This window comes from Oceanobacillus sp. B139/18 (assembly GCF_055524595.1).
This window is the reverse complement of sequence record NZ_JBVFXI010000001.1, coordinates 1,257,173-1,280,121: the sequence shown is the minus strand read 5'-3', so window position 1 is coordinate 1,280,121 and position 22,949 is coordinate 1,257,173. Positions and strand designations below refer to the sequence as shown.

Below are 22,949 nucleotides of genomic sequence, written 5' to 3'. Positions count from 1 at the left end.
TGGGGCTGGGGCTGCGATTACTCGCCCCACCGAAGAACTGTTGTGCGTCGAAAAATCCCCACTGAAGGAAGTTTCACTTTATCGAATGCTGTTTTTGTTGATTGAATGATTTCATCGAATTTTGTCTTATTTTACTTTAGATTCCTCTTTTGATATAATCATCAATCATTGAGAGCAGTAAAGGAGAAGATGAAATGGATTGGATAGAAAATATAAATTGGGAGCAGCTTCTATTAGATACTGGATTTATTCTTTTAAAATTGATTGGAACGCTTATTGTATTTTATATTGTACGTGCTATTGGAAAGCGATTTATTCGGAATTCCTTTTCCAAAGCACAAGTGAAGAAAAAAATGTCGGCAGGCAGAACGAAAACGCTGCAGTCTTTAACCATTAGTACGTTTTCTTACGCTTTACTATTTGTTACGCTAGTGGTTGTTCTTGGTATTTTTGATATTAATGCCACTGGTTTAGTTGCCGGGGCTGGTGTGGTAGGACTGGCTATTGGCTTTGGTGCGCAAGGATTAGTCAGTGATGTAGTTACAGGCTTTTTCTTACTGCTGGAGAAGCAGGTGGATGTTGGTGATTATGTAACAGCTGCCGGATATGATGGGGTTGTAGAAGATGTCGGGCTCAGAACAATGCAAATTCGCGGCTTTGATGGCACGTTAAACTATGTACCTAACCGGGAAGTTACCTCCCTAAGCAACCACACCCGCGGGAATATGCAGGCTTTAGTGGATATTGTCATTCCATATAGTGATAATATTGATGAAGCAGTTGGCATTATTCAAACCGTCTGTGATGAAATGAAAGAAATGAATTCTAAAATCGTAGAAGGGCCCAATGTAATTGGTGTCCAAACGTTTGATACAGCTGCGGTAACTTTACGGGTTATTGCTAAGACAGAAATGATGGAGCAATGGGCAATAGAACGTGATTTACGAAAAGCGATTAAAGAAGCGCTTGATGCAAATCAGGACGATCCTGAAAAAACATATGCCGAACAGCCTCAGGGATAGGTGAAGGCATAAGGGAATAATTTAGTATGAAGAATAATGTTATTTTAAAACAAAAAGGCTTTCGATTAATCGATGCCTTTTTTGTTTGATTTTATTTAAAAGGGGGATAAAAGATGAAACAGGAGTGGTCTGGTGATTATAAGGAATAATCGCTGTTTATTTTCTTAATAAAAGAAATAATCTTAATTTTATAATAGGACTTTTGAATCAACTTTATTTCTGAAGCAGATGTTTTTTATTTAGACAGTCATAGATGCACGCACATCCTGTATAATAGTGTCATGATAAAGATACATATACAATTTTCTTTTACTAAGAAATAGAGAACAAACAAAATTTTGATTGCTGAGCAGGTAAGAAATAATGAGCATTTGCAAAATAAGCTTTAGGAGTGAGTTGGTTGAGAAGTATTTTTCGTAAAGATGAGAGAGAAGAGAGTTTATTGGAAAGCAGTAAAGAAGTAACTGTGGTTTTAGAGAAGCTGCAGCAAACCGATTTAGCGTTACAGCTGAAAATATCCAGGTTAACAAAGCAGGATTTGGCTGTTGCCAGATTATTGAAGCCGGTGATTCAAGAAAATATTGATATTATTATCGATGCTTTCTATGCTAATTTGGCACTTTCTCCAGAGTTAATGGATATTATCGAAGACAACAGTTCGGTCAGCCGATTAAAACAAACATTGGCAACACACGTTATAGAAATGTTTTCCGGAGAAATTAATCAAGCATTTATTGACAAGCGCCGGAGGATTGCCCAGGTGCATGTACATATTGGTTTGCAGCCTAAATGGTATATCGCTTCCTTTCAAGAGCTGTTCTTTCAAATATCCAAGCTAGTATCAGATACATATCAGGACAAAGAAAACTTTTTGTATGCGATACAGGTGGTAAATAAGCTGTTGAATTTCGAGCAGCAGATCGTCTTAGAAGCATATGAAGCAGATATTGAAGAGAAAAGAGCTGTGATGGATGAAAAGAATCAAAACCTGATTACTTCCATGAGAGAAACAGCTGAGAACTTGAGCTTCTTGTCTTCGGAAACGAATCAGTCTGTGATAAAAATGGTAGATCAAGCAAATCGAATCAATCAAATATCCAAGCAAGGGGAAGAAATTGCTGCCGCCACAAGTGAATCAGCACAGCAGGGGATGGAGCAGACACAGACAACGAATGCAGGCATGTCCCATTTGGATAAGCATATGGCACTTGTCGTAGAAAGGTTGGAACAATTAACAGGCAGTGCCGAAAAAATCAAATCGGTGATTTCTATTGTAGAGTCGATTGCGGGGCAGACAAATTTATTAGCTCTAAATGCGTCTATCGAAGCAGCAAGAGTTGGTGAGCAAGGAAAAGGCTTTGCTGTGGTAGCGGATGAGGTGCGTAAACTTGCGGAGCAATCAGCGAAAGCTGTTGCTGAAGTAAGCGATTTGATCCTGGAGACAAACGAACAGGTTGCAAATAGCCGGGAAGCGATTAGAGAAACACAGGAAGAAGTAACATCCGTCCGTGAACAAACAGCGAAAACAGCAGAAATATTAAGGAAGGTTTCGGAATCTATGGCCCGTATTTCGCAAAACAGCAGTCAGATTCAACAATCATTGGAAGAAAATCAGCACAGTATCAGTGAAGTAGAATCTTCCATGGGTGAGATTGAGAATTACTCTCTGAAATTTAATGAAATGGAATGATAGCTTGTTATTACCGCAATTTTAAAAACGCTTAAAGAATCTTGACGGAATGAGGAATATACATGAGACAATCCTATTTTTATTTAAAGCTGGAATCCCACGAGCTGCCAATGGCTTATAAAAAAGAGAACCGTCGTGTGCGGGTATTATTGCCAAAGGATTATGGGAAAGAAAAGGATCGGCATTATCCTGTTGTGTATATGCATGACGGGCAAAATGTTTTTTACAGCAGTGAAGCCTACAGCGGTTATTCATGGAAGGTGATTCCGGCAATAAAACGGAATCCGGATTTGCCCAAAATGATTATTGTCGGGATTGATAATGGCGAAAGAGACCGCATTAATGAATATACACCATGGAAAATAACGGAAAGCCCGCTCCCGGAGGATATTGAATTGGGAGGAAGAGGCGCTGAATTTGCTGAATTTATTATGACAGTAGTAAAGCCTTTTATCGATGAACATTATCGAACTAAACCAGATAAATACCATACGGCAATGATTGGCAGCTCCCTTGGCGGAAATATTTCTGCTTTTATGGGAATTGAATATAAGGATCAAATCGGCGGCCTGGGGATTTTTTCGCTTGCTAACTGGATTACTAACAAAGCATTTGACCATTATATGGAAAGAGAAACGTTAGATCCGGAACAGCGTGTGTATGTCCAAGTCGGGACAGAGGAGGGTGACGACGCGGACCGGCAATTAATGTATGGTAATATGAAGCAGGCGTATATCGACTGTTCGCTAAAGTATTATAAACAGCTGGTCAAAGGCGGTATTCCTATCGACCATATCGATTTAAATATTTTTTCGGATGAGGAGCATAATGAGGAAGCCTGGTCAAAGCATCTTCCGGAATGTTTTCGATTCTTAGGTGCAAATTGGTGATAGAGATAGCTGTTTAAAAATTGATAGAATCCGTCGGAAATCATTGTGAGTTTGAGTTGGTTCATGGTTGATTAACTTCATTAAATTGGATGAAACGGCGGTTTCTTTCGAGTATTTTTTTATTATCTAATCTTATTTGACAATTTTCTAAAAATTATATTGATTTTAAATTAAAAAAATGGTATTTTAACAGGTAATCTAATGATTTTTACCTAGGTAACGAAAGGAGAAATAATATGAATTATATCCTAATTTCACCATATTATCCCAAGAATTTTCAGACTTTTGCGCATCGTTTAAAAAGTGCAGGCGTTCAAGTATTTGGAATTGGGGAAGAGCCTTATGATCAATTAGGTTCAGAATTACAAAAATCGTTAAGCGAATATTATCGGGTCAATAGTTTAGAAAATGTTGATGAAGTAAAGCGTGCTGTAGCGTTTTTGTTTTTTAAGCATGGCCCGATTGACCGAATTGAGTCTAATAATGAACACTGGTTAGAGCTTGATGCGCAGCTTCGTGAACAATTTAATGTGTATGGGAATAAAACAGCTGACTTGAAAAAGGTAAAGTTTAAATCGGAAATGAAAAAGCTGTTTAAAAAAGCTGGTGTGCCAGTGGTAGAGGGCTATGTCGTAAAAAATAAAGAGGATTTGTCGAAAGCTGTGGAAAAATTAGGGCTTCCTGTAATTGCGAAGCCGGATAGTGGTGTCGGCTCGGCTGCGACCTTTAAATTGAGTTCAGATGAAGATATACGTCATTTTGAAGCGGAATGGCAGGAAACAACCGTTTATTTCCTGGAGCCTTATGTGGAAGGCGGAAAGCTGTGTACGTTTGATGGCCTGACGGATCAAAATGGAGATATTGCTTTTCAGACAAGTTTTACATATAATGTGCCGACATTAGAGCTCGTTCAGGGGCAGCTGGATCTATTCTATGTTATTCAGAAGGAAATTGATCCGAAGCTTGAAGCATACGGGAAAGCGATTGTGAAAATCTTTGGCATGAAGGAACGTTTTTTTCATATTGAGTTTTTCCAATTAGAAAATGGAGATTACGTGGCGCTGGAGTATAATAACCGTCTGGCTGGCGGCTACACCATTGATATGTATAACTATGCTTACTCGATTGATTTATTTGCACAGTATGCTTCTTTGGTAACAGGAAGCGGATTTAAGAAGCCGGATGTTCCGAATCAATATTGTATTGGAGTTACCCAGCGGGACGCCTATCAATACCAAAACAATACCAAAGCAATCCGTGATAAATTCGGAGACAGGGTAAAGTTTGCTGAGCGTATGCCGGAAGCATTTGCCCATCTGCAGGGAAATCAATTTTATGCAATCAATGCGGATACGGAAGAAGAGGTTAATGAAATTACTCGTTTTGTACATGAACGAAAAAAATAGAGACAGGGGATTTGACAATGCAGATGGAACAGTTAAGCCATTGGAGCGGAGAATTAGGAAGGGAGATGCCATTAAACAGATATGGACACAGCGGTACACCAATTATTGTGTTTCCATCATCCGGCGGGTCACATTATGAATACTATGATTTTGGAATGATTGATGCGTGTCAGGAATTTATTGAAGCGGGAAAGGTGCAATTTTTCGCGTTAGCCAGCGTGGATAGCGAGAGCTGGCTGCATGATTCCAAGCCGCCGCATGACCGCGCATTAGCTCATGAGGCGTACGATCGTTATGTCATTTCAGAAGCAATTCCATTTATTCAACATAAAACAAACTGGTTCCATCCAATGATGACAACCGGCTGCAGCATGGGGGCTTATCATGCGCTCAACTTTTTCTTAAGGCACCCGGATGTTTTTCAGACGACGGTGGCCCTCAGCGGTATATACGATGCACGCTTCTTTTTCGGAGATTATGGAAATGACCCGCTTGTCTATGAAAATTCACCGAGTGATTATATCTGGAATCAGAATGATGGCTGGTTTATCGATCATTACCGTTCAGCCGATATTATTGTCTGTACCGGCCTTGGGAACTGGGAGCAGGATGGACTGCCTTCATTTTATACATTGAAAAAAGCGTTTGAAGAGAAGCAGATTCCTGCCTGGTTTGATGAATGGGGCGAAGATGTTTCCCATGATTGGATTTGGTGGCGGAAGCAAATGCCTTATTATCTGGAAAAATTGTTTTCCTAAAATGCTAAAACACTAGTACAATAAAAGTGCTGGTGTTTTTTAATGGGGAAAATTTGGTAGAGGGAGCAGTTATATGCTCCCTGCTGAAAAATAGATGGATAAAGAGGTTAAAAGATGAAACGAACTAAGAAAACCAAAAACAATTTAAAAAGAGGGATTATATTAAGCGTTCTCCTGCTGGCAATGCTTTCATTGCTGATTAAAGTATATTTTGATACAAACACTTTTAAGATTAATAGAGAGCAGTTTTCCAGTGTGAAGCTGGAGGCTGGTACAGAGCTATCCGTGCTGCAAATAACGGATGTACATAGCCGGTTGTTTGGGGAAGATAATGAAAGGGTGCTCGAAAAGGCGAGAGAGCTGGATGCGGATATCATTGTGCTGACAGGAGATTTGATTGACCGGAAAACAGAAGAACTGGAGATAGCCTTTGAACTGGCAGAGGCTTTAGTACAGGTAAACCCGGATACCTATTTTGTCACTGGCAATCATGAGCATGAAAATCCGGAGAAAGAGGCTTTCTTGGCCGGATTAGAGAAGAGAGGAGTACGCATTCTAAGCAATGAACATACACAATTTGAAAAAGATGGCCAGCTGTTTAATATGGTTGGCGTGAATGACGTATCCACAAATCATGAAGATATGTCTTCGGCTTTTTCCAACGTAGATACGGATAAATATACCATTCTACTTTCTCATGCTCCCGCCGTTATTCAGAAATACCCGGAGGTTGATGCGGATATCGTGTTAAGCGGTCATACCCATGGCGGACAGGTAAGGCTGCCGTTTATTGGGGCGCTTGTCGCTCCGGACGAGGGACTATTGCCTGAATTACAGAAGGGCGTATATTCATTAGGTGATGCGCGTTATTTGTATATTGACAGCGGTCTGGGGACTTCTGCATTGCCAATACGATTTCTTAACCAGAGTCAGATCAGTTTGATTACGATTCAACCGGAACAATAGCATGAAAGAAGCAATGCCTGTTTTTTTACGAAGGTATTGCTTCTTTTTATGCTAAAAACCTGTCATTTAATTTACGGAATATATAGTGATATAATAGAAAACAAATCGCATTTACATAAAATAAAGACAGTTTAAGGGGGATTTTCTTTTTCATGGGCAACCAACAAGGGCAGAAGACAGCTAAAACGGTAAATGAGAGAAGAGAGGAGTTATTGGAGGGTTATCCCGTTTGGAATCGGGATACAATCGCTGCTCATTTTCAAAAAAGTGTGGAAGCTTATGCGGATCAAGCTTTCATGCATATTAGCGGGGTAACGTACACCTATCAAAATGTATGGGATTATGCTGTAGAAATAGCGAAAGCGCTTATACATAATGGAGTGAAAAGGCGCGATCATCTTGCTGTTTTACTGGATAATGATGCAGCCTATCCGTCTCTTATGATAGCTTCATCGATGGTCGGCTCTGTGTTCATTCCACTTAATTCCATGCTTTCGAAAGCGGAATTAACCTATATATTACGGCAGTCAGATACGAATCATTTAGTTGTGCATGAGACAGTGAAGGATAAGCAACACGCTCAAACAGTCGCAGCGTTATGGCAAACAAAAGAATTTCAAGATAATGCTTCACTGGAAAAAGTAATCTGTATGGAAACAGATGGACATACGGAAATCTTGGATTCCTTTATTAAATGGGAGGATTTCCTGCACGCAGGCCAGGAGGTTTCTGATACAGAATGGAAACAGCGTTGGAATGCCTCCCTATATCCGGATGAAGCAGCTATTATTATGTACACTTCTGGTTCAACGGGAAGTCCTAAAGGGGTTATGCTGACACATGATATGCTGCTTCGCTGCGCGTTTAGTACATGCTACAGCCGGGCTATTGAGAAAGGCCGGATTACATTTGCTCCATTGCCATTTTATCACTGCTTTGCCATTGTAGAAGCGATACTGGCTATGTCTTTTGTTGGCGGTTCTTTCATTTCTGCGCTTGGAGCATCCCCGTTAAAATCACTGGAATTAATGGAAAAATATCGTGCGAATGATTACTTATGTGTTCCATCTACCCTGGTAAACTTATTAAATCATCCAAAGGTGTCAGAATTTGATTTGTCATCGCTTTTTGCGATGTGGTGCGGGGCTGCACCTGCTCCCGTTCCCGTATGGAAAAAAGCCATGGATACGCTGGGATTGACGGAAATGATTACCGGGTATGGGCAGACGGAGGTAAGCTCCTCGGGGGTGACAACAGAACTGGGGGATTCTTTAGAAATGATTTCGACAAGAGTAGGGCGTCCTAAATTAGCGGGTTCCAGCGGGCTTTCGGAGTTCCAAGGGCACGCAACAGAATATAAAACCATCAATCCGCAAAATGGAAAGGATTTAGAAGCGGGAGCTGTTGGGGAATTAACTGTCCGCGGTCCATCTGTGACAAGCGGATACTATAATAAGCCTGAAGAAACAGCGGCAGTTATTGACAAAGATGGCTGGCTGCGTACCGGCGATGTCGGAAGAATAGATGAAAATGGCTATGTACAGCTTTTAGGCCGCAGTAAAGAAATGTATAAGGTTTCCGGAGAGCTGGTTGCTCCAAGAGAAGTAGAGGCGGTTATTTCCGAACATCCAGCCGTTGCACAAGTGGGTGTGATAGGGGTTCCTGATTCGATGACAACAGAAATAGGGGCTGCGTTTATTGAAGTGTATGATGGAGAAGCTGTTACGAGAAAGGAAATCGTCCAGTGGTGTACAGATAAGCTAGCACGTTTTAAAATACCTAGATATGTCTGGGTTATATCAGCTTTTGATTGGCCGCTGACAAGCACTGGAAAAATTCAAAAATTTCGTTTGCAGGAAATGGCGGAGGAGAAGTTAAACCGCCCATAATAAGTAAGATAGAGAAACGTATAGGAGGAAATAGGAATGGCACAAGAATGGCATCAGCACCAAATGCGAGTGCAATACAAGGATACAGATCAAATGGGGGTTGTTCATCACGGGAACTATATTACCTGGTTTGAGGTAGCGCGGACAGAGTGGATGAGGCATTTTGATATGTCCTATCACGCGATTGAAGAAGAGGGGCTGCTTTTACCGGTATTGGACGTGAATGCTGTATATAAAAGCTCAGCAAGATTTGATGATTTGGTTGTATTGTTCACACGTATTGAGCAGTATTCCCCGATTCGGTTAGTTTTTGAATATGAAGCGAGAAGAATAACGGAAGAAGATTGGAAAGCTAACGGGTTGAATCATGCCACAGCGGATGAACCTTACGGGGAATTACTCACCACGGGAAAAACAACACATATGTGGGTGAATAAGGCGTGGAAACCGGTGAAGCTTCGAAAAACACATCCAGAACTGTATGAAAAAATACAGCGAATTGCTGACTAGAGGAATAGGGAGGGAGCTCAAAATGGAATACGATGTGATTATTATTGGTGCGGGATCCATGGGGATGTCGGCAGGCTATTATTTAACAGAAGCGGGCCAAACAGTGGCGCTTATTGATTCCGATGACCCTCCGCATGAAGAGGGTTCTCATCATGGGGAAACAAGACTGATCCGTCATGCCTACGGAGAAGGCGGAAATTATGTTCCATTGGCATTACATGCACAAAAGCTGTGGGAAGAGCTGGATGAGAAAACGGAGGAACGCATATTTTTAAAGACTGGTGTTCTAAATTTTGGTGCAAAAGGAAATGTGTTTTTGGAGACCGTTCAAAAATCAGCAGAGGAATATCAGCTTCCGCTGGATGTCATGACAGCAGAAGAAATTAACAATCGCTGGCCGGGATTTCAATTAGATGCTGACGCTGTCGGCTATTTTGAGAGAAATTCGGGCGTATTGTTCAGTGAAAATGCTGTTCGCGCCTATCGGATCTTAGCAGAAAAAAATGGTGCGGATTTATATACAAACAGATCTGTTCAAGCAATTGAAACAACAGCTGATCAAGTTACAGTAAAATTAACCGATGGCGAAATAAAAGGGAAGAAGCTACTTATCTCTGCCGGAAAGGGTACCAATCAAGTGACAAAGCTGCTCGATATCTCGCTGCCTCTTACGCCTGTGCGGAAGACATTTTCCTGGTTTACGGCAGCTGAAGTAGCGAATTATACGGAAGAATCGTTTCCGGGCTGGGGACATGTTGACCAGGAAAGTACATATTATGGTTTTCCGAGTATCGATAGCGCCGGATTGAAAATTGGCAGACATGATGCAGGGCATCCTTTAGAGGACCCGGGAGAGCTGGCTCCGTTTGGAACATATTCTGAAGATAAACAGGAGACACTTGCCTTTGCGCGTAAGCATTTCTCGAAGGATATAGACCTTAAAGAAGGCAGGGTGTGTACATATACAAACACACCTGATGAAGATTTTATTATAGATTATTTGCCGGGGCATACCAATATTGTCGTTGCCTGCGGATTTTCCGGTCATGGTTTTAAATTTGCCAGCGGAATTGGGGAAAGCTTAGCCAGGTTATTAACGGATAGGGAACTGGCAGTGAGTTTAGAAAGCTTCCAGCTAAATAGATTTGATGGGTATCAATAGAATGAAAACAAAGGTGCATCCGCTTGTTTAATAGGATACACCTTTGTTTTTAAGTATTTGCTTTCTCTTGATCTACTAAATGACAAGCTACAAAATGCCCTGGCTCTCTTTCCTTGAATACAGGTGTTTCATTTTTACAAATATCCATAGCAAATGGACAGCGAGTATGAAATTTGCATCCGGAAGGGGGAGATGCGGGATTAGGCAAATCTCCTTTCAACAAAATACGTTCGCGCCGTTTGGTCGGGTCAGGAATAGGAACCGCAGACAGCAATGCTTTTGTATAAGGATGCTGCGGGTTCTCGTATAATTGATCCCTGCTGGCCAGTTCCATCATGGTACCCAAATACAGTACACCTATCCGGGAGCATAGATGCTCTACCACACTTAAATCATGAGAAATAAATAGATAGGATAAGTTTCTTTTTTCCTGCAGTTCTTGAAAAAGGTTAATAATTTGCGCTTGTATGGATACATCTAGTGCGGAAACTGGCTCGTCCGCTACAATAAATTCCGGGTTCATAATCATCGCACGGGCGATGCCGATTCGCTGACGCTGACCGCCGCTGAATTCATGCGGATATTTATTGATATGGTACGTCGGCAGTCCGCATAGTTCCATTGTTTCCATCACTTTTTCCTTCACATTCTTTTTTGTTGCTAAGCCGTGGTCCAGTAAAGGCTCTGCAAGGGCATCGCCAATCCGTAACCGCGGATTTAAAGAGCTGAATGGGTCTTGAAAGACAAATTGCATCTTCGTACGCAAGTGACGCATTTCTTTTTTATCTAATTCAAAAACATTTTTTCCATGATATTTGATTTCTCCATTGGAAATATCTTGAAGGCGCAGAATTGATTTACCAATGGTGCTTTTCCCGCTACCAGATTCTCCGACTAGTCCAAATGTTTCTCCTTCTTTAATATGAAAAGTCACATTATCAACGGCTTTGATATACTCATTGTTTTTACTAAACATTTTTTCTTTTGTTTTATATTTTTTCTCGAGCTGATGGACTTGAATAAGCGATTCCTGTGTCATTTGTGTACCACCTCATTTTCGTAAAGCCAGCAGGCGACTTTATGTTCACTGCTGTCATCGCTTTTTAGCTCGGGTGTTTGCTGTGTGCAAATCTTCATGCAGTGTTCACAGCGGTCAGCAAAGTAGCAGGAGGGCTTTAAATCAACCAGCTTCGGAACCTGCCCTGGAATGGTATACAGTTTTTTCTTTCGCGATCCGAGGACGGGCTTGGCTTGCAATAAACCCTTTGTGTAAGGGTGCTTCGGATTAGCAAATATCTCTTCCACCGTGCCTTGCTCAACTACTTTACCGGCATACATTACTACAACCCTGTCTGCTACTTCAGCTACGACACCAAGATCATGTGTGATCAGCAGCATGGACATATTTGTTTCTTCCTTTAAATCCTGTAATAAATTCAATACCTGTGCTTGTATCGTGACATCGAGCGCTGTTGTCGGTTCATCTGCAATAAGCACCTTCGGGTCGCAGGCAAGGGCAATGGCAATCATTACGCGTTGAAGCATGCCCCCCGACAATTGATGCGGATAGGATTTGATAATTTGTTCACCGCGTCCAATACCAACCATTTTTATCAGTTCAAGTGATTTCTTTGTTGCTTGTTTTTTGGAAATCGCCTGATGCTCTAATAAGACTTCTGTCATTTGTTCTCCTATTGTCATAACAGGGTTTAGGGAAGTCATTGGCTCTTGAAAAATCATAGATAGCTCATTTCCCCGAATTCTGCGCATATTTCCTTTCGAAAGCTTGGTGAGATCTTTACCTGCTAAATTTATTTCTCCTTCTACCTTTGATGTATCGGGAAGCAGCCCCATAATAGACATGGCTGTAACACTTTTTCCACATCCTGATTCTCCGACGATGCAGACAGTTTCTCCTTGATAAACGTCAAAGTTGATTCCATCCACAGCTTTTACCAATCCGTCTTCTGATTGAAAGTGTGCTTTTAACTGATGAACGGATAAAAGCGGTTCTTGTTGTGCCATGTAATTACCTTCCTTTCATGTTTGGATCAATGGAGTCGCGCAGTCCATCGCCTAATAGATTTACCGCAATAACCGTAATGAAAATGGCTACACCAGGAGGAATCCAAAGCCATGGTCTGTTGGTAAAATCGATTAACGTATTCGCTGTATTAATCATGTTTCCCCATGAGGCAGTCGGCGGGACAACACCCAATCCGAAGAAGCTTAATACCGATTCGCTTAAAATAGCTCCCCCGACACTTAATGTAGCCGTTACAATTAATAAAGGAACGACGTTTGGGAGAAGATGATTTAATACTTTTCGTTTATCACGCAGCCCCAATACTTCGGTTGCTACCATAAACTCTCTTTCTCTTAAACTGAGAACCTGGCTGCGGATCAATCGCGCGAGGCTCGGCCAGTTTACCAGACTTAACATAATCATAACAATATATAATCTTTGCTCTGCCGGCACCTGCCACTCTGACATAATAGCAGCCATGATAAAAAGAAGCGGAAGGCCGGGTAAAGTCATTAAAATATCAGCAATACGCATTACAATTTGGTCGATAATACCACCATAATATCCTGCTAGAATACCAAGAATGCCGCCAATTGTTACGGCCAGGAACATTGCCCCGATTCCGACAGTCAAGGAAATTCTGCCGGCCAGCATTAATCTGGTAAGTACATCTCTTCCTAAGTGATCCGTTCCAAGCCAGTGTGATAAATTAGGGGCCTGGTGAATAGCTTGCGAGTTAGTGCCAGCGGTCATATATGGGGAAAAGAAAGGCCCGACGAAACTGAATAAAAACACTAATAAAAGAATAAGTAATCCGGCAATAGCCATTTTTCTTTTTAAAAAACGTTTCAAAACTTCTTTCCATAAAGAAGATTTTTGAACAGTGTGACCTGATTGAATCATTTCATTACTTGAATAAGCCATTGTGCTCGCCCCCTCTACTATTTAACTCTGACACGAGGGTCAGCAATTCCATATAGAATATCTGCGATTAAATTACTAATAACAGTTAGTACAGCAATAAACATGGTAAAGCCCATTAATAAAGGGTAATCCCTTACAGAAAAAGCCTGCATATAGATAGCGCCGATTCCCGGCCAGTTGAAAATCTGCTCTGTGATAATTGCTCCGCTGAATAGTGCCGGAAGCTCAAAAGCAAATAAAGTGATGGCGGGGAGAAGGGCATTTCTTAATGCGTGTTTATAAATAACAACTTTTTCCTTCAACCCTTTTGCTCTTGCGGTACGCACAAAATCCTGTTTTACTACTTCCAGCATATTTGTTCGGAAATACCTGGTCAGGCCGCCAATTCCAAGCATGGTCAAAACAATGACAGGAAGCACCATATGCTCTGCGATATCTTTTATACGGGCCCAACCAGTATAATCCGCTCCTGAAGTTGTCATACCGCCGGCAGGAAACCAGCCTAGGTCAACAGCAAAAAATTTAATAGCGATTAGACCGAGAAAGAAAGAGGGGATGGCCATTGCTCCGAAAACAAGAATCGTCACAAAGGAATCAAAAAAAGAATATTGTTTCGTTGCTGAGATAACCCCGATAACAAGTGCGATTCCCCATGTTAAGAATAAAGATGCAAAAGCAACGATAAAAGAGCTCCATATGTAATCATTAAGAACTTCCGTAACAGGTCGCTGGAATTGAAGGGAGTAACCTAAATCTCCCTGAAATAAATTTCCCAGCCAAATAAAGTAGCGGGTAATGGTAGGCTGGTCAAAACCGTACAGGGCATATAATTCCGCTTTTCTTTCCGCTGTTAAATTTGGATCTGTATCAATGAAATTACCTGGAATCAAGGAATACAAAAAGAAAATAAGAATAGATGCGCCAATCAGCGTTGGGATTAAATAAAGCAACCGTTTGACAAAATAATTGTTCATGTTGATGCCCTCCTTTTAACTCATGATTGATATAAGGCTGCAAATTTTAAAAAACAATATGTAAAAAGTTTTTATTTCTATAAAAAAGCAAGAAGATTCCTATCTAAGATGAAGACAGGAATCAACTGCTTTATATCATTGGACCTGTATGAATAATCACTGCTTAACTATTTATTCCGGTTTTATTATTCCGCGATTCGCAAAAGCTCCAAGCTTGGTGCAATGCCGCGAATGCCATTTGGTTCAAAACCTTCTACCCGTGCATTTGTACCTGCTAATACTTTATTATAATTAAGCAGGATCATCGGCGGATCCTCTTGCAGTTTTGCATATAATTCATGATAAGCTTCTGCGCGTTCGTCAATATCGCTGACAGCTACGGCAGCATCAATCAATTCATCCACTTCTGGATTATCATAACCTCGAAAGGTGCTGTCATTATATTCTGAGTGGAATGCCTCTACACCAATATGCGGATCTGGCTGCATCGTAGTGGAGAAAGATACAAGATCATGGTCTCCGTTATCTACGCGAGATAATAATGCATTGAAGTCCATTTGTTCAATTTGCAGGTCAACTCCAATATCACGGTAGTTTTCCTGTGCTAAAGTGACAAAAATATCATTTCCGCCGCTTCCATCTGTTGTAAAGAAATAAACTCTTAATTTCTCACCATCTTTTTCACGAATGCCATCAGATCCTTCTTCCCAGCCTGCTTCTTCCAGCAATCGTTTTGCTTCTTCCGGATCATATGGGAAAGCCTCAATCTCATCTGTGTGAGCCCAGGAAACAGGTGCAACAGGAACATTAGCTAATTCAGCATAGCCTTGGAACCGTGTATCGATGTACGCTTGACGGTCCAGCCCAAGATTGAAAGCAATACGGACATTAGGATCCTGGAAAATTTCAGATTCATGGTTAAATGCAACATAGCTGTAATTAGAAGACGTGTAAAGGTCAATATTTGCATAACCTAAAGACTGTAATAATTCGAAATTATCCTGATCTGCCGGGAAAGTACTATAATCTAATTCCCCAGTTTGGAAGAATTGCTGTGAATCTCCTTCAGAGGTTCTATAAATAAATGTATCTATTTCCGGCTCGCCATTATAGTAATGCCCGTTAGAAGTGAAGCGGATTTCTTCCCCCGGATTATAAGCTTCAAATTTAAACGGACCAGCACCGACTGGTTCTAGATGATAATCACTAATATAATCTAAATCACCTTTTGAATAATCAGCACCATAGTATTCTTCGCTGAGAATTTGACCGCCAAGCATGGTTAATGCTCTTGCATTCGGCTCCTCCAGCTGGAATTCGATTGTTTGGTCATCAATGACGTTTATGCCTTCAATTTCTTCTGCATTGCCTTCTTTGTAATCCAGTCCGCCGACTACATTGGCTTCAGTGATATCCGTGGAACCTGGATAGGATGGGTCATGAAGAAGCGTGATAGTAAATGCTACATCCTCTGCAGTAAAATCTGATCCATCATCAAATTTTAAATCATCTCTTAAATGGTATGTATAAGTTAGTTCATCATCAGAAATTTCCCAATCTTCAGCTAGACGAGGGTAAGGTTCACCCGTTTCATCAATATCAACCAAGGGAGGGAACATAACGGATTGTACATTGCCATCATAACCGCTTGTATTAAAATATGGTGTAAATACACCGCCTGGTTCTTGCAGACCGACAACTACTGTATTGCCTCGATTAAGTGCTAGTTCTGGAGAGCTGTCCGGATCACTTGCTTCAATTTTTGTATCTTCTACAACATCTAATCCTTGTTCACCTTCTTCGGTTGGGGCAGCTTCACTTTCTTCGTCACCTCCCATTTCCGTATTACATGCTGCTAAAAATAAAATAAGTGCGGTAAACAAAATTAAATAGTACTTTGGAACTTTCATTGAATTTCCTCCCTGCATATAGTTTTAATGAATAACTATAATTTAACCTCATAAACCCGATAAGTCAACAGGGGATTTAAAGTAAGATTTTTCTGTTAATCTGATTTTTTATGAAAATATTGGGAGAAGCTAAGTATCGAAAGGTTTTCCGATTCAGAATAATTTTTAATTAGAACAGGAGAAGCAATAGTAATACTTGTTTCAACAAGCCGGATTATTATATGCTTAACGCAGATTATTTTTTACTTAAACCACACGAAGCATAGAACGAGAATAATAGAATATAAAGGAGAAGAAGGATGTTAGAGCTCGGATTTCTGGATTGGATGCTGATTGGCCTGTGTGCTTTGCTGATAGGATGTTCTAAATCTGGTCTGCCAAACTTAGTTATTTTAGCAGTAACCTTAATTATGTTCGTCTTTCCAGCGAGAGATTCTGTCGGATTTTTGCTGCCGATGCTGTTAGCAGGTGATTTGTTTGCGGTTACATATTATAGAAGGAATGTGGTATGGAAATATTTAATCAGCCTGGTGCCGTGGGTATTGATTGGGATTATTATGGGCTTCTTTGTTTTGCAGAATATTGATGATGCGCAGCTAAAACCGGTTATCGGTGTCATTGTATTAATGATGATTGCATTGAATTTTATTCGGCAAAAGCTGGGTGCCCGCTTTAATGAGATGCTTCCGAACTCGCTATTGTTTATAGTTTTTATGGGGATTCTTGGAGGATTCACTACGATGGTCGGAAATGCTGCAGGCGCGATAATGACTATTTATCTGCTGGTAAAAGGGCTGCCGAAAAAAGCATTTATTGGAACAGGCGCCTGGTTCTTTCTGACAGTAAATTTGATTAAATTTCCTTTTTATGTTCATCTCGATATGATTACGTTTGATACTTTCACTGTCAATATGATGATGGTGCCGATTATTTTAGCCGGCGCATTTGCCGGAGCAAAAATACTGAATTTTATTCCGCAGCGGGTATTCACCCTGTTGATTTTAATTTTCGCAACACTTGGCGGATTGAACTTGATTTTTAATTAAAAAATATATGAGAAACAGCCGTTATTCTGGAGGAGAGCAGTCGATTTTTATGGTTTGTATTGTATCTAAAAATAGTTCAATAACTTAAAAAGGGAAAGGTTCATACTTTCTTACGATTCTGAAATAAATAGTTAATGAAGTACTGAAAAAAGGAAAAGAACAATCAAAGGATCCATTTATCTGGAATGAAAGGGTGGAGAGAATATGAATAGCAAAGATTCCGTAGTGAAAACTGGAGTTGGGTTCGGTTCTGTATTGGCTATAACTATCTCTTGGAGTGTAAATCAATCTATTCTATGGGCTATTATTCATGGTGTTTTTGGATGGCTCTATGTAATTTATTATGCATTAGTGAGATAAAAGAGACATGTATTTATGCAAAATATCACTTTATCAAAAATACGAAATCATTCAAATAATGAGTATTTTGGTATTTTTTAATGGATTTATGATTATAGGTATTGTTCAATTCTTAAATCGTTTTGAACACCACACTAACAGCCGATATCACTAACTCAAAAGGAGAGAGAAGACAAGATTTTTTCTTGTGTGAGAGTAAATGAAAATGGTCTGTCCTTTTTATTCAGTGATTTTTTACAAAAGGTCTAGACGTATTTATTTGATATTTGGTATGATAAAGAAATATCTTTTATTTCTTGCTAAAAAGGAGAAATGCAATGTGGCTTCCATTGAGTTCTTTCTTTCAGGGGATAGAAGATTGAATTATTTGAATTTTTATGATAAGAAGCCATTAATGAACGTATTTTTAGGAGGATTTGAAAGTGAAGATTTTAGAAAGAATCAGTGCCTTTGCAGGTAATACCTTTGCTTTATGGGTTATTTTATTTGCCATCGTCAGTTTTCTGTTTCCAGGCGGATTTACTTGGATTGCGCCGCATGTAAGTATTTTATTAGGAATTATTATGTTTGGGATGGGGTTGACACTTACACCTCAAGATTTCAAGGATGTATTAAAAGCTCCTAAAAGTGTATTCATTACTGTACTTGCACAATATATTATCATGCCGCTCTTAGCATATGGTTTGGCTGTTGTTTTTCAGTTGCCGCCTGAAATTGCAGTCGGTGTTATTCTTGTAGGGTGTTCACCTGGCGGAACGGCATCCAATGTCATTACATACTTAGCGAAAGGGAATACGGCCTTATCTGTATCCGCAACAACGGTATCCACTTTATTGGCGCCTGTGTTGACCCCGGCATTAACACTTCTATTGGCGAACCAATGGATGCCGGTTTCATTTAAGGATATGTTTATCCAAATATTACAGGTTGTCCTTGTTCCAATTATTTTAGGGTTTGTGATTCGGTTATTATTCAGTAAACAAGTAGAAAAAAGTATTTCTGTACTGCCGCTTGTTTCTGTGATTGGTATCGTCGCCGTCGCCGCAGCAGTTGTATCTGTAAATAAAGAGGCCGTAGCAACATCTGGATTACTTATTTTTGGTGTCGTTGTGCTGCATAATCTATTAGGATTGTTGCTTGGTTTTTCGATTGCCAGACTGTTTAAATTGAACTTTTCAGATCAAAAGGCAGTCTCTATTGAGGTTGGTATGCAGAACTCTGGACTTGCCTCCACCTTAGCATTAACATTCTTTTCCGCTACGCCGATAGCTGCTGTGCCAAGTGTGCTCTTTAGCATCTGGCACAATATTTCTGGTCCGGTGCTTGCCACATTCTGGTCAAAATATGATGATAAAACGAATCATTAACAAAAAATCTCTAGCAGATAGATATTCTATCTCTAGAGATTTTTTAATGTAAAGCGTTCATTTCATTCTTATTTATTTTTTCTCCATAGGCGGTTACCGTTCCATCAGATATTGCTTTTAATAGAATTTGTCCGTCCTCTAATGCACTGCTGGGGAGGATGGACGGAATAGGTCCTGAAATTGATTTTCCTTCTATATCATAAAAAAGGAATCCTTCTTTTTCATCCTTAATAAAAGCATTTACTTTCATGTTTGGGGGAATAAGCAGCGTTAATTTATCTGTATCATTCCAGATTACCTTCACTAATAATTTTTTTCTCTGTTTATTTTCAACAAATGCTTTCCATTTCAAAATGGAGATACTTTCTTCCATACGGATTCTTTCCTCCTGTGTAAATTGCCGGATCATTCACTTTCAAAAACAGTATAACAGATTCCGGTTATTTTTGCTTGAGAAACCTGAATTTGGGGATTTACCTATGAAAAAGAAAGGATTTCCGATGAATTCCAAGTTTAAAGAACGTAATCAGCGGGTGATGAGGTGAAATCACAAAATTTGCATATATTTTCTGAAATATGGGTTAATAATGAATTTTTAATAAAAATAGAATTTTGTTATACTTAGATGTATGGTACTTTATTTTATCCATATAAATGAAACTAATTCGTAGGGGGTATTTTTGGATGTTTAGTAAAAAGAAAACTTGGGTTTTCATGCTGGCACTTATTTTATTACTAGTTTTAGCTGCGTGTGGTGGTGGAGATGATACTTCAGGAGATGATGGGGAAGCAGACGCAGACAACGGTGATTATGATTTAAATGATTCGTACACTGTTGTAAGTGATAATTCTTTCGTTCCATTTGAATTTATGGAGGATGGGGAGCTAGTTGGTTTTGATATTGAATTAATTACTGCAGTTGCAGAAGAAGCGGGATTCGAAATTGATGGAGAAATTCAAACAACGAATTTCGATGGGATCATTCCAGGTTTACAAACAGGGCAATTTGAAATTGCTGTTGCTGGAATAAGTATTACGGAAGAACGAAAAGGTACAGTGGATTTCAGTGATCCTTATTATGAATCCGGTATCACCATTGCTGTCCCAGAGGATAATAAGGATATTAATAGTTTAGAGGATTTAGAAGGAAAAACAATTGCAACCCGGTTAGGATCTACCAGTTCACAATTTTTAGAGGAAAACCTGGAGGATAAGACCATTGATACTTATGAACAGCTGGATCAAGTATATATGTCAGTTGAAAATGGGAGTGCTGATGCAGCCGTATATGATCTTCCTAACGTAGAGTACTATATTGCAACAACTGGTGATGGATTAAAAGTAGTTGGTGATACTTATCAGGCAGAAGATTATGGTATTGCAATTTCAAAAGGAAATGATGAATTAGTAGCTGCGATTAACGATGCATTGGCAACGTTACATGAAAACGGAACATATGATGAGATCTATGATAAATGGTTTGGCGCTTCGGAGTAAGAAATAAAGCAACAAATGCTTAATTGAAAAGCGAACCATTAGTGCAGTTGACTTGGCAGGGATAAAATAAGGAGCTGGCAATCTTATGCACGGCTCCTTATTTTATGTACCAGAGAGGTGAGGAAATGTTTGATTTTACACAGGTAATTGATTTTTTACCGCAGTTAGGTAAAGGCTTATATTATACGCTATTAATTTCTATTATTGGCTTATTAATTGGTTTTGCTTTAGGCGCTATATTCGGTTTAGGCAGGATATCAAAAAATAAATTCTTTTTTATTATTGCATCTATTTATGTAGAAGTTATTCGAGGCACACCGGTACTTGTTCAAGCTATTTGGATTTTCTTTGCATTACCAATTATTACCCAGTACAATATGGATTCCATTACTGCCGGAGTTGTTGTTATTGCGATAAACTCTGGAGCATATATTGCAGAAATCGTTCGCGGATCGGTTGATTCGATTGATAAAGGGCAAATGGAGGCTGGACGTTCTTTAGGACTAAATAAACACCAGACAATGCGTTATATTATCTGGCCACAGGCTTTTAAGCGAATGATACCGCCGCTTGGTAATCAATTTATTATCAGTATTAAAGATACCTCCTTATTGTCTGTTATATTAGTTCCAGAATTAATGTTCCAGGGCAGATATATAGCATCGAATCATTTTAACGCAGTAGAGATTTATACAACAGTAGCTTTGTTTTACTTAGTAATTAATTTCAGTCTGTCCTTATTGCTGCGTTATATAGAAAGAAGGTTGAAGTATTGATGATTACAGTGCAGGATTTACACAAGTGTTTTGGAGATAATGAGGTTTTAAAAGGAATTCATTGTGAAGTGGAAGAAAAAGAAGTCGTGTGTGTGATTGGGCCCAGCGGATCAGGTAAGAGTACGTTTTTACGGTGTCTTAATTTATTAGAGGAAATTACAAGCGGAGATGTGATTGTAGACGGCTACAATATAAGGGATAGGGCAACAGATATTAATATGATTCGAACAGAAGTTGGAATGGTTTTTCAGCAGTTTAATCTGTTTCCGCATAAAACGGTGATTCAAAATGTGATGCTTGCACCTCAAAAGGTTCGGAAGCTTTCTCCAAAAGAAGCAAGGCAAAGGGGAGAAGCTTTATTAGAAAAGGTGGGACTTGCTGAGAAAGCAGATCAGTATCCGTCCCAATTATCCGGAGGACAGCAGCAGCGTGTAGCGATAGCAAGAGCTCTTGCTATGGAACCGAAAATGATGCTTTTTGATGAACCAACCTCTGCACTTGATCCGGAGCTTGTCGGTGAGGTTTTGGAGGTAATGAAGCAGCTTGCGAAAGAAGGCATGACAATGGTGGTGGTCACACATGAAATGGGATTTGCCAGAGAGGTTGCGGATAGAGTATTATTTATGGATGAAGGTATTATTATGGAAGAAAATACACCGGATATCATTTTCAATAATCCAGAGTCTGAGCGAACTAAAGACTTCTTAAATAAAGTTTTATAATTATAGAAGAGAGCTGGTTTCATGATTCCTCCAATCATCGGTAAACCTGCTCTTTTTATTTCCTCCCAAAAAGCGTATACTTATTATAATTATGGATATATCCTCAAGAATTATTTCATCTGGAAAGAAGGGAGCTTATTTTGGTTAAATCATTTCGATGGTTATTTTTTTTGCTGGGAATAATGATTTTCAGCGGCGGTATTTCACTGACCATTAATATGCAGCATTTAGGCATCCATCCGTGGGATGTATTAAATGTCGCGATGTTTGAAAGGGTCGGGTTTACAATTGGAACATGGAATATTATAATTTCCATGATTTTGATGGTTGTCTGTTTTATTTTAGACCGCAGATACATAAAGGCAGGTACTTTTTTTAATGCCGTTCTTGTAGGGTCATTTGTGGATTTCTATCATTGGACAGGAATTCTTCCGGAAGCGACCAATACGTGGGTGGACATTCTATTTATATTAGCTGGTATTTGTATCATGGGGGTTGGCGGAGGACTGTATAATGCGGCAGGTGTCGGATCCGGCCCGCGTGACGGCTTTATGCTTTCGCTTGCAGATAAATTGAAAGCGCCGATTGGCAGAGTCCGGATTATCACGGAATGCAGTGTGCTTGTTATAGGGTGGATTATTGGCGGACCGGTATTTATCTTTACATTTATTTTTACATTCATTCAAAGTCCGATATTTCAAGCTACTTATTTAAAAATGGGGGAGTTTGTTTTAAAGGTAGAATACAACCAAAATAAGAAAAGAAAGGAAACCCATGTTTCCTAAGGATTTAAAAAGAAAGCGGCTTGATACAGAGCAGAGGCAGGGAAATCGTATGTGCGTATTAGAAAAATAGATATACTTGTGTCAAAAAAAGGACCGGCTCAACCGGTCCTTTTTCCAATATTTATACTAAGTAATCAACTAAAGCTGCAATACTTTCTTGATTCTCATTAAAGTTCTGCAGCCATAACCAGGTAAAGAAGCCTGTCAGGAGAATCAGAAGAAGAATAATAAGAACAACATAAGATCCCTTCAAATGAGCCACCTCTTTT

The 22,949-nt window shown here is 39.7% G+C and carries 23 protein-coding genes; 16 read left to right on the top strand and 7 right to left on the bottom strand.

Annotated features, from left to right (window positions below):
* Nucleotides 1-194: 194 nt before the first annotated feature.
* The 9 genes from ACZSMY_RS06225 (at nt 195) to solA (ending at nt 10,293) form a co-directional block, all read left to right on the top strand.
* The gene (locus ACZSMY_RS06225; RefSeq protein ID WP_193062005.1) at nt 195-1,022 is read left to right on the top strand and encodes a mechanosensitive ion channel family protein; all 828 of its coding nucleotides are present in this window, start codon (nt 195-197) and stop codon (nt 1,020-1,022) included.
* 400 nt (nt 1,023-1,422) lie between these two features.
* Entirely contained in the window at nt 1,423-2,712 is a 1,290-nt protein-coding gene (locus tag ACZSMY_RS06220; protein ID WP_052485051.1) for a globin-coupled sensor protein, read from the top strand.
* Between the two features lie 62 nt (nt 2,713-2,774).
* Nucleotides 2,775-3,602, top strand: coding sequence for an alpha/beta hydrolase (locus tag ACZSMY_RS06215; protein ID WP_042533648.1), 828 nt, complete (start codon nt 2,775-2,777; stop codon nt 3,600-3,602).
* Between the two features lie 236 nt (nt 3,603-3,838).
* Nucleotides 3,839-5,008: an ATP-grasp domain-containing protein gene (locus tag ACZSMY_RS06210; RefSeq protein WP_193062008.1), complete on the top strand. Its 1,170-nt coding sequence runs from the start codon at nt 3,839-3,841 to the stop codon at nt 5,006-5,008.
* Between the two features lie 17 nt (nt 5,009-5,025).
* A complete protein-coding gene (locus ACZSMY_RS06205; protein ID WP_465147556.1) occupies nt 5,026-5,766 on the top strand; it encodes an esterase family protein in 741 nt (246 codons plus the stop codon).
* A 114-nt stretch (nt 5,767-5,880) separates the two neighbouring features.
* Complete coding sequence (locus ACZSMY_RS06200; protein WP_256706177.1) at nt 5,881-6,732, top strand: metallophosphoesterase; 852 nt, start codon at nt 5,881-5,883, stop codon at nt 6,730-6,732.
* Between the two features lie 152 nt (nt 6,733-6,884).
* On the top strand, nt 6,885-8,621 hold the full coding sequence (locus tag ACZSMY_RS06195) for a class I adenylate-forming enzyme family protein (RefSeq protein WP_465147555.1): 1,737 nt from the start codon (nt 6,885-6,887) through the stop codon (nt 8,619-8,621).
* A 36-nt stretch (nt 8,622-8,657) separates the two neighbouring features.
* The gene (locus ACZSMY_RS06190) at nt 8,658-9,131 is read left to right on the top strand and encodes an acyl-CoA thioesterase (RefSeq protein ID WP_042533653.1); all 474 of its coding nucleotides are present in this window, start codon (nt 8,658-8,660) and stop codon (nt 9,129-9,131) included.
* 22 nt (nt 9,132-9,153) lie between these two features.
* Nucleotides 9,154-10,293 (top strand): N-methyl-L-tryptophan oxidase, encoded by a 1,140-nt coding sequence (solA, locus tag ACZSMY_RS06185; protein ID WP_042533654.1) that lies wholly within the window; start codon nt 9,154-9,156, stop codon nt 10,291-10,293.
* A gap of 49 nt (nt 10,294-10,342) precedes the next feature.
* On the opposite strand, the gene ACZSMY_RS06180 is transcribed toward solA, so the two are convergent.
* The 5 genes from ACZSMY_RS06180 to ACZSMY_RS06160 form a co-directional block, all read right to left on the bottom strand.
* Nucleotides 10,343-11,332 (bottom strand): ABC transporter ATP-binding protein, encoded by a 990-nt coding sequence (locus ACZSMY_RS06180; protein ID WP_042533655.1) that lies wholly within the window; start codon nt 11,330-11,332, stop codon nt 10,343-10,345.
* The gene (locus ACZSMY_RS06175) at nt 11,329-12,318 is read right to left on the bottom strand and encodes an ABC transporter ATP-binding protein (protein ID WP_256706181.1); all 990 of its coding nucleotides are present in this window, start codon (nt 12,316-12,318) and stop codon (nt 11,329-11,331) included. Before ACZSMY_RS06175 ends, ACZSMY_RS06180 begins: the two co-directional genes overlap by 4 nt.
* 4 nt (nt 12,319-12,322) lie before the next feature.
* Nucleotides 12,323-13,243 (bottom strand): oligopeptide ABC transporter permease, encoded by a 921-nt coding sequence (gene opp4C, locus ACZSMY_RS06170; protein WP_042533657.1) that lies wholly within the window; start codon nt 13,241-13,243, stop codon nt 12,323-12,325.
* Between the two features lie 17 nt (nt 13,244-13,260).
* The gene (locus ACZSMY_RS06165) at nt 13,261-14,217 is read right to left on the bottom strand and encodes an ABC transporter permease (RefSeq protein WP_042533658.1); all 957 of its coding nucleotides are present in this window, start codon (nt 14,215-14,217) and stop codon (nt 13,261-13,263) included.
* A 185-nt stretch (nt 14,218-14,402) separates the two neighbouring features.
* Entirely contained in the window at nt 14,403-16,127 is a 1,725-nt protein-coding gene (locus ACZSMY_RS06160; protein ID WP_226894660.1) for an ABC transporter substrate-binding protein, read from the bottom strand.
* Nucleotides 16,128-16,426: 299 nt separating this feature from the next.
* Here ACZSMY_RS06160 and ACZSMY_RS06155 point away from each other — a divergent pair, with 299 nt between their 5' ends.
* From ACZSMY_RS06155 to ACZSMY_RS06145, 3 genes are all read left to right on the top strand, one after another.
* The gene (locus tag ACZSMY_RS06155) at nt 16,427-17,173 is read left to right on the top strand and encodes a sulfite exporter TauE/SafE family protein (protein ID WP_256706184.1); all 747 of its coding nucleotides are present in this window, start codon (nt 16,427-16,429) and stop codon (nt 17,171-17,173) included.
* Nucleotides 17,174-17,377: 204 nt separating this feature from the next.
* A complete protein-coding gene (locus tag ACZSMY_RS06150; RefSeq protein ID WP_175297053.1) occupies nt 17,378-17,533 on the top strand; it encodes a hypothetical protein in 156 nt (51 codons plus the stop codon).
* A gap of 422 nt (nt 17,534-17,955) precedes the next feature.
* Nucleotides 17,956-18,900 carry a bile acid:sodium symporter family protein gene (locus ACZSMY_RS06145; RefSeq protein ID WP_042533661.1) on the top strand — a complete coding sequence of 315 codons (945 nt, stop codon included), beginning with the start codon at nt 17,956-17,958 and terminating at the stop codon, nt 18,898-18,900.
* A gap of 43 nt (nt 18,901-18,943) precedes the next feature.
* On the opposite strand, the gene ACZSMY_RS06140 is transcribed toward ACZSMY_RS06145, so the two are convergent.
* Nucleotides 18,944-19,273: a hypothetical protein gene (locus tag ACZSMY_RS06140; protein ID WP_042533662.1), complete on the bottom strand. Its 330-nt coding sequence runs from the start codon at nt 19,271-19,273 to the stop codon at nt 18,944-18,946.
* A 311-nt stretch (nt 19,274-19,584) separates the two neighbouring features.
* On the opposite strand from ACZSMY_RS06140, the gene ACZSMY_RS06135 reads away from it, so the two are divergent.
* The 4 genes from ACZSMY_RS06135 (at nt 19,585) to ACZSMY_RS06120 (ending at nt 22,680) form a co-directional block, all read left to right on the top strand.
* Nucleotides 19,585-20,397 carry a transporter substrate-binding domain-containing protein gene (locus ACZSMY_RS06135; RefSeq protein ID WP_465147554.1) on the top strand — a complete coding sequence of 271 codons (813 nt, stop codon included), beginning with the start codon at nt 19,585-19,587 and terminating at the stop codon, nt 20,395-20,397.
* Between the two features lie 125 nt (nt 20,398-20,522).
* On the top strand, nt 20,523-21,173 hold the full coding sequence (locus ACZSMY_RS06130; RefSeq protein ID WP_175297054.1) for an amino acid ABC transporter permease: 651 nt from the start codon (nt 20,523-20,525) through the stop codon (nt 21,171-21,173).
* Nucleotides 21,173-21,895 carry an amino acid ABC transporter ATP-binding protein gene (locus ACZSMY_RS06125; protein ID WP_256706309.1) on the top strand — a complete coding sequence of 241 codons (723 nt, stop codon included), beginning with the start codon at nt 21,173-21,175 and terminating at the stop codon, nt 21,893-21,895. The genes ACZSMY_RS06130 and ACZSMY_RS06125 overlap by 1 nt, the downstream gene beginning before the upstream one ends.
* Before the next feature lie 140 nt (nt 21,896-22,035).
* A complete protein-coding gene (locus ACZSMY_RS06120) occupies nt 22,036-22,680 on the top strand; it encodes a YczE/YyaS/YitT family protein (protein WP_465147553.1) in 645 nt (214 codons plus the stop codon).
* 121 nt (nt 22,681-22,801) lie between these two features.
* Here ACZSMY_RS06120 and ACZSMY_RS06115 read toward each other — a convergent pair whose 3' ends face one another.
* On the bottom strand, nt 22,802-22,933 hold the full coding sequence (locus ACZSMY_RS06115; RefSeq protein ID WP_256706186.1) for a hypothetical protein: 132 nt from the start codon (nt 22,931-22,933) through the stop codon (nt 22,802-22,804).
* Nucleotides 22,934-22,949: the final 16 nt, after the last annotated feature.